Here is a 7692-nt window from a genome sequence, read left to right on the forward strand (position 1 = left end):
GGGTTGTTGGGCGGGGGGCGGCTTTTGGGGGCATTTCTCCAGGCAGGGGCCTTGGATGAGCTGTGGGTTACCCTCGCTCCGGTGCTGCTGAGTGGATATGCCGATGCGCCTGCCAGCATTGAGGGTTGGCAAGTGCAGGGATCCCCGCCCCAGTTGGAGCTGCTGGAATGCCGCCGTGGCTCCAAGGAGCTGTTTTTGCGCTACCGAGTCGAGTGGCCCTGAGAAATGCTCGACACAAACACAAAAATTTTTGGACAAATTCAGATTTCCCGGAAATCCACAGGTTTTCCCCAGGCTTTCCACAGGCGGGCGGGCCGTTTTCCACAGGGCTTTTTCCTCGGGGGGCGGCATCGGGGGTTTCTGTGGAAAAGTTGAGGTCGGTAAGGTTCAGGCGACTACACCCTGAGAAACGTAACGGGATCGCGCCATTTTTTCCCATCCCATCAAGGCCAATGGAGAGCTTTTGTCCGGTTGGATCCCTGACTTGGGATTGACACCCCCCGTGGGTTAAAGGGCAGAATAGCCGCACCTGAGGGTGAGTGGTGTGGAGGTGTTCCCAACCGCTCTCCTCAGAAAAGACTTCATCTGTTCTACAGCCCACGACAGGCTTAGGAACAGTTGTGCATGCCCTCCCTCCCATCCGCTGGGATAGGGGCAAGCTATGAACCTATATTGCTTGCTTTTCTGCTTGCGAGCCTGCTGAGGCTCTTGGCCTATCTAGGTTGGGTTTTGATGTTGCGGGTTCGCTCTGTTCGAGCTGCCCAAGTTTTGGCTGTGGCCGCAGGTTTTGCGGGATACCGTTTTCTCCCCTCTTGACCCCGAGTGAGTGGTTGGACTATGAGTTCTCACAGCGTTAGCATTTTGAGTGAAATTCCCGAGGAGCTGCATGACACCCTCCAAAACTACCTCTCCCGCCATCCCGACTGGGATCAGGATCGGGTGGTGACGGCAGCGCTCTCGTTATTCCTGCTCCAAAGCGGGGAGAGCGACCGGCGGGCGGCACGCATCTACTTGGACAGCCTGTTTCGCCGCAACTGAGCCCCAAGGATGGCCCGTGAAAACCGGGGCAGTGGGAACCTTTTGTTAGCCTGAGTAGGGATCCTGTCCCACTGCTGTCATTTGGACACTGGGGGGAGGGGGCTAAGAAGTGAAAGGGATCTCAAAAGAGGCAAAAAAGAGGCAAAGACGTGCCACGGGGCTTTGGGCGAGGGAAAGACAATCGGCAAGCGGCTGAGTCACAGGATCCAGAGCGGGGATCCGAGATCCCATCCCCAGAGGCGGCTCTGACGTGGGTTCAACGCTACCGGCAGGCGGGGGATCTGAAGACTGCTCTGCACCTCTGCCGGCAGCTTACCCGCGCCCATCCCCATCTGTTCGCCGCTCAGGCGTTGCTGGGATCCCTTTATCTCCAGATGGGGGATCCCCGCCAAGCTTTGACCCCCTTGCAACTGGCTCTGCACCTGCGGGGGGATTGGGTGCCGGCCTGGCAGGATCTGGGCGATGCCTGGATGCAGCTTGGCAACCCAGAGGAAGCGGCGCGAGCCTACGAACAGGGCCTGGCCTTTGCCCCCGGTGATGGGCAATTGCTTTTCCGATTGGGCAGTTGTTGGCTCACCCTGGGGAAATTGGCCCAGGCAATTGAGGTGTTGCAACAGGCAGCAGCAGCCCAGCCTCCCCAGGTCTATGCCTTGGCAGCTTTGGGGAATGCCCTGATGCTCGATGGCCAAGCTGGGGAAGCCGAAAGCTGGTTTCGCCAAGCTCTTGCCCTCGCACCCCAGGAGGGGCGAATTCTTGTTAACCTCGGCCATTGCCTGCACCTGCAAGATCGCTTGGAGGAGGCCGCCGATTGTCTGCAACGGGCCATCTTGCTGCTGCCGAGGGACGCCCAGCCTCACAACAACCTGGGCACCATCTTGCAGGAACAAAACCGGTTGGAAGCGGCCATTGAAGCCTATCGGCGCAGCTTGCAGTTGGCCCCCCACTGGCCGGAGATCCACTACAACCTGGGCACGGCTTTGCTGACCCTGGGCCGCTACGAGGAGGGGTGGCGAGAATACGAATGGCGGCTGCAGCGACAAGGGGCGACCTACCCGCGCTTTCTTTCCCCTCTGTGGACGGGATCCCCTCTGGGCCGCCAGACCCTGCTGATCTACGCCGAACAAGGGTTGGGGGACACGATTCAGTTTGTGCGCTACTTGCCGCTGCTGGCCGAGGCCCATCCCCAAGCGCAAATCTGCCTTCGCTGCCAGGAATCCCTCGTGGAGCTGTTCAGAGGGTGCTTCCCCCTTCCCCAGGTGCAGGTGATCTCGGAAACGGATCCCTTGCCCTCTTTCGATTGCCATCTGCCCTTGCTCAGCTTGCCACAGCGGTTGGGCACCACCCTGGAGACGATCCCTGCCTGCATCCCCTACCTTGTCTGTCCCGTTCGCGCAAGTGGGCCGCAGATCCCTTTGAGCCTCTCCTGGCCAGAGCTTTCCCAGGAGCGGATGAAAGTGGGGCTGGTGTGGGCCAGCGGCCGGCGTGCCCATCCTGAGCTCAACCGCGTGCAAAGGCTGAAAAGTTGTCCTCTGGATCTGCTGCTCCAGCACTTGCATGGGCCTTCCATCCAGTGGGTTAGCCTGCAGGTGGGGGAAGATCTGTCCGCGCCACTCGGACAGAGTCCTCACCCGGTGGGAGCCTTATTGGAGCAGTACCAGGTGGTGGAGCTGGGATCCCGTTTCCGCAGTTTTGTCGATACAGCCGCAGCCGTTGCCCAGTTGGATCTGGTGATCAGCGTTGATACAGCCGTTGCTCATTTGGCCGGGGCGATGGGCAAGCCGGTATGGGTGCTGCTCCCCTTTGCCGCCGATTGGCGCTGGCTGCTCCATCGAGAAGATAGCCCCTGGTACCCCGGGGTAATGCGACTGTTTCGACAAGACACACCGGGAGACTGGGTTGGCGTGTTGAGGCGGGTGCAGGCCGCTCTTGAAGAGAGGTTGCGAGGGATCCCCTCTCAAGACCGTGCCTGTTCCTCTCCCTGAACGATGCGCTGAAACAGATAGCCGGTGCCTCGGGCCGTCAGGATCAGCTCTGGGTTGCTGGGGTCATCCTCCAGCTTGGCCCGCAGCCGCGAGATGTGGACATCCACCACCCGCGTATCCACATGGCGCTCCGGGGTATAGCCCCACACCTCTTGCAAAATCTCGGAGCGGGAAAAAGGCTCCCCCGACCGACTGACCAACAACTCCAGCAGACTAAACTCCATCCCCGTCAGGCGAATGCGCTCGTCCCGTTTGTAGACCTGCCGCTTGTTGGTATCGATGCGAATATCCCCCACTTGAATCACCCCAGAACTGGGGATCCCATCGTGGGCCGACCGCGCCACCCGGCGCAACACCGACCGAATGCGAGCTTCCAGCTCCTTGGGCGAAAAGGGCTTGACCACGTAGTCGTCTGCCCCCAGCTCCAGCCCTGTGATACGGTCGGCTACATCTCCCAGCGCCGTCAGCATGATGATGGGGATGTCCGATTCTTTGCGCAGCTCCTGGCAGACCCCATAGCCATCCAGCTTCGGCATCATCACATCCAGCACCACCAGGTCGGGATCCTGCTTGTGGAAAACCTCCAGCGCCTCCTCGCCGTCCGAAGCTGTGACCACGTCGTATCCGATCATGGACAGACGGGTTTCCAAGATGCGTCGAATGCTGGCCTCATCATCGACCACCAGAATCCGTTCCTTACGCTGTGCTTCCACGGTGCTGCAACTCCTGAACTTCTAACGGTACTCGGTAAAAGAGAGATCTGAAAAAGAACTAAGGTGGGCGCTAACTTGAGTTGGGCGGATACAGGAACCTCAGGGGCTGCTCCTCAGTTGGGCAGACTCACCGAGTGAAATTGAACACTCACAAGCAATCATCTGCAATTAACCAAAGCCGCACCCCAGGGATGCAGCTCCGGGAAACAAGCACCAAGCAGAAGGCCCTCTCAGCAGTCGATTCAATCTTGTTAAAAGCTCCAACTTCAATCCCACCTGATGATGCTGTCCAGTACCTGGTGCAAGGCACTCCTCCCCCCAAACCATTGCTCAAACCTGAGAGGCCTTCGTAAGAAGTTACTTTCCATAACCTAATTTATCATCCAAAATCGGCTGCCAACCCGCCTCGATGCTCTATTTTGCGGCTATTGGGCCGGACTTGATACATACCTTCACAACTTTTTCAGACCGATGCCCATGTTTTGGGATGTCCCTCAGGAAAAGCCGGGGATCCTTGACCGTTTGCAGTGGAAACAGCATAGCAACTGGCCAATAGCTCGGCGGAACGGATCTCTCGATCTGTATGATGCTCCAAAACACGCCGCAACAGACGTTCTGCCTCCAGCCAAGCAGCCAAAGGCAGCGAATCCTCAGGCAGAGGCAGTGTGGAGCTGGGCAGGGATCCCAAGGCACGCAAGGCAGAGGCTGAGACCCAGGCAATCGGGCTGGGCCGCTGGGCCACCCGGCAGGGATCACAGGTCAAGCCACCCCATTGGGGGCTGAAAAAAACGCTGCCGACCAACCCCCCTTGACAGAAGTAGCAGGCTTGTACCTGAGGGGCAAACCCTGCCAACGCCAGGAGGTGATACAACCCATGGGTGAGCAAGGGCAGAACGGCCTGTTCCGAAGCAGCCCGCTCGATGCGTTCCAAGTGTTCGACCAACACCACAAACAGCTCTTCCTGGGCTTGATCGGGCAAGGCCAACAGCAAGGCCACCTCCGCCAAATACTGCGCTGCTGTGAGATGGGCTAAGCTGCGGCTGAGACGAGGAAAAGTCTGGAGGGTTTCCGCTTGGACAATGCGCTGTAAACGCTGGGAGGTATCTGCTTGGGCAGACCAGCGCCCCCGCACCATCAGCAAATCGTTGATGACAAAAGGCTCCATCCGCCCGCCCAGCTTGGAAGGCTGCTTACGGGATCCCTTGGCCACCGCCCGGATCAACCCTTGCTCGCGAGTCAAGATGGTTACAATCCGATCCGACTCTCCCAGTGGGATCCCTTTGAGATTGATGCCCGTAACCCGATAGGTGCGCCCACTCATGGGGTTCCTCTGGCTCGCAGCTCCTGCATCAGCTCCAGCCCCCAAGAGGTGCCGATACGGCTGGCCCCCGCCTGGATCATGGCCTCTGCTTGAGCCACTGTGCGAATGCCGCCCGACGCTTTCACCCCCACTTTACCGCGGCTGAGTTGCCACAACAGTTGCACATCTGCCAGCGTCGCCCCCCCCATCCAGCCGGTGGAAGTCATCAGAAAAGCCGCCCCCGCATCGATACAAATCTCCCCGGCCAGCTTTTTCTCCTCCTCGGTCAGCAGAGCCGTTTCCAAAATGGCCTTGACGCAAACCCCCGTTTCTTCCACCAGTTGGGCAATCTCAGCATGGAGGCGATCCAGCTCTCCCGCCTTGAGCCAAGCCAAGTTGATGCGGACATCCAGCTCCCGGCACCCCTGCTCCACCGCCAGTTGGGCCTCGTAAAGCTTGGCCTCTGCAGTGGTTGTGCCCAGGGGAAACCCCACCACCGTGCTCACCTTGACCGGGGATCCATGCAGCCGCTCCACCACCTGCGGCACATAGCAGGGAGGAACGCAAAAAGTGGGGAAACCATAGCGCAGGGCGATCTCACACCCCTGGTCGATCTGTTCTGGAGTAACCATCGGCAACAGCAGCGTGTGGTCGATGTACTCCGCCAAGTTGATCGAGCTATCCGCTATGCCCTTGCGCTCCAGAGAGAGCATTGGTGGATCCCCCAGCACCCATCTTTACTCTAGCCTCAGCTTTCACCTACAGGGATCCGCAAAGAGGGCTGAGCCTTGCCAACTCAGCAGGGCGACACCTCGACCCCTCCATTCCCCAGGCACAGCTCACCCATGCTGCTGCCCACTTGCGAGCCTCGATTGACTCGCGGCTAGGTTAAGGGAACGGGGGAGGATGATTGGGTTGCCCTCAGGCACAAATGCGGGGCAAAGGGGCGGGTGCCGAGGTCACCTGCAGCAATCGGGGAATACGGCTGCTGTCGTAGATGCGAAATTCCTTTTCCAAGATGGCTTTTTCGTCGCGCACCGCCTGGTTCAACACAATGGATCCCTCTGGATCGGAGACGGAACGGTGAAAAGTGCCGGGAGGAATGCGCAAAATACCTCGATTCGCTTCCAGGCGCACAATATGGAAGGGATCCCGCCAGCTAAAATTCACCAGGTAAAACGTCCGTCCGCCCCATAGAGCCAGTAGGTTGTCCTCTTGGTGTGGATGCATATAAAACTGCCAATAGCCCTGCGGATTATTGGGGGGACTGATGGCCGGCCCATCGTGGTAAACCAAATCGCGGGCGTTGGATCGCGCAACCGTGATGTCGAAAAAGCGCACGCCGGGAGTATCTCGAAATTGATGGAATGGCAGCAGGGCAAACATGGATCTCGACATAGGGACACTTGACCAACGACAGGAAGATAAAGAGGTTTTCACACTGTTTCCCGCTGTTTCGCAGTGTGAAGGAGAAGTTATGTCGTAGTTTAGTCAGGTGCGGCGGAGGGTTCAAACCTGAGATAGCATCACATCTATGCGCAGATCGAATAGATGGGATCCATGAACATCTCACAACTGCAAACCCTGGTGGCTGTGGTGGAGCGGGGGAATTTCAGCGATGCCGCTCTGCAATTGCACATTTCCCAGTCGGCGGTGAGCCGGGCCATTGCCAGCCTAGAGGAAGAATTGGGGGTGACTCTACTGGTGCGCGGTCGCTTTGGGGCACGCCTGACGCCGGTGGGGGAGCGACTGCTGCGCCATGTCCGCAAAATGCTGCAACTGCGGGAACAAATGGATTATGAGGCCAACCTGGAAAAAGGGTTGCGGGGGGGAAGTGTGCGGGTTGCCGCTTTTCGCAGTGCTGCAACTCATTTGTTGCCGCCGGTGATCGCCCGCTTCCGCCAACAATTTCCCCAGATTACCCTCACCCTTACAGAGGAAGATCCGGCCACTGTTGAACATCTGTTGCGATCGGGCCAGGTGGATATTGGTCTATTGCCTCTGCCGCGGGCTGGTGAGGATCTACAGACGTGGGAGATTGCCCGCGATGAGTTCATTGTGTTGGTTCCGCTGAGTTTTGGGCCCCTGCCGGAAACCCTGACCTGGGAGGATCTTTCCCGTTTTTCCTACATTCTCTACAACTACGCCGAATGCACCACCGCGGTGCGGAACCACTGGGAAGCCGCTCACCAAACCCTCAAGGTGGCCTACTTGGTGAAGGAAGACTCCACCATTGTGAACATGGTGGCACAGGGTCTGGGGGCTGCCATCTTGCCCCGCTTGGCCGCCATTCCCATTCCCGAAGGGATCCAGATCCGCCGGCTGCCGATCCCACTGGAGCGGGTGATCGGAGCTGCTGTTCTGGCCTCTGCGCTGCATCCGCCTGCAGTATTTGCCTTCCTGGAAGCCTTGCGGGGAAACCCATCCCAGTTGCCAAGTTAACATTGCATCGGGAGTACAAGGCAGCTTTGTTGACACCACGCTCATCCATCCAGTGACGCAAGCATTGGTTGCGGACAAACTGGGCAGGGCCTCATCCAAGGCTTGGTATGGCGCTGGAGCGGCGTTGAGGAGTTTGGCTTCCCTGACCAGCATGGGTTTATTTCATTGCAGGTCTATATCATTGCAGGTCTATAGTCATTTCAAACTAGATTGAGAC

At 58.5% G+C, this 7692-nt stretch carries 8 protein-coding genes; 4 read left to right on the plus strand and 4 right to left on the minus strand.

What is annotated here, in order from left to right; all coding sequences use genetic code 11:
* From NW818_RS07875 to NW818_RS07885, 3 genes are all read left to right on the plus strand, one after another.
* Positions 1–222: dihydrofolate reductase family protein (locus NW818_RS07875; RefSeq protein WP_414424256.1), on the plus strand; the 222-nt coding region annotated here is incomplete at its 5' end.
* 615 nt (positions 223–837) lie between these two features.
* Positions 838–1038, plus strand: a complete 201-nt coding sequence (locus NW818_RS07880) for a DUF2811 domain-containing protein (protein ID WP_041436785.1) — start codon at positions 838–840, stop codon at positions 1036–1038.
* Positions 1039–1187: 149 nt separating this feature from the next.
* Positions 1188–3020, plus strand: coding sequence for a tetratricopeptide repeat protein (locus NW818_RS07885; protein ID WP_414424257.1), 1833 nt, complete (start codon positions 1188–1190; stop codon positions 3018–3020).
* Here NW818_RS07885 and rpaB read toward each other — a convergent pair.
* The 4 genes from rpaB to NW818_RS07905 form a co-directional block, all read right to left on the minus strand.
* On the minus strand, positions 2993–3733 hold the full coding sequence (gene rpaB / locus NW818_RS07890; RefSeq protein WP_011434119.1) for a response regulator transcription factor RpaB: 741 nt from the start codon (positions 3731–3733) through the stop codon (positions 2993–2995). The genes NW818_RS07885 and rpaB overlap by 28 nt on opposite strands.
* Before the next feature lie 463 nt (positions 3734–4196).
* Positions 4197–5054, minus strand: a complete 858-nt coding sequence (gene recO / locus NW818_RS07895; protein WP_414424258.1) for a DNA repair protein RecO — start codon at positions 5052–5054, stop codon at positions 4197–4199.
* Positions 5051–5746, minus strand: coding sequence for a deoxyribose-phosphate aldolase (deoC, locus tag NW818_RS07900; protein WP_414424259.1), 696 nt, complete (start codon positions 5744–5746; stop codon positions 5051–5053). The genes recO and deoC overlap by 4 nt, the downstream gene beginning before the upstream one ends.
* Positions 5747–5954: 208 nt before the next feature.
* Positions 5955–6419, minus strand: a complete 465-nt coding sequence (locus tag NW818_RS07905) for a redox protein (protein ID WP_414343843.1) — start codon at positions 6417–6419, stop codon at positions 5955–5957.
* Between the two features lie 174 nt (positions 6420–6593).
* Between NW818_RS07905 and NW818_RS07910 the strand changes: the two genes are divergently transcribed.
* Complete coding sequence (locus NW818_RS07910; protein ID WP_414424260.1) at positions 6594–7475, plus strand: LysR family transcriptional regulator; 882 nt, start codon at positions 6594–6596, stop codon at positions 7473–7475.
* Positions 7476–7692 lie beyond the last annotated feature (217 nt).

The sequence above is a fragment of the Synechococcus sp. R6-5 genome, from assembly GCF_047461775.1.
Classification (GTDB): domain Bacteria; phylum Cyanobacteriota; class Cyanobacteriia; order Thermostichales; family Thermostichaceae; genus Thermostichus.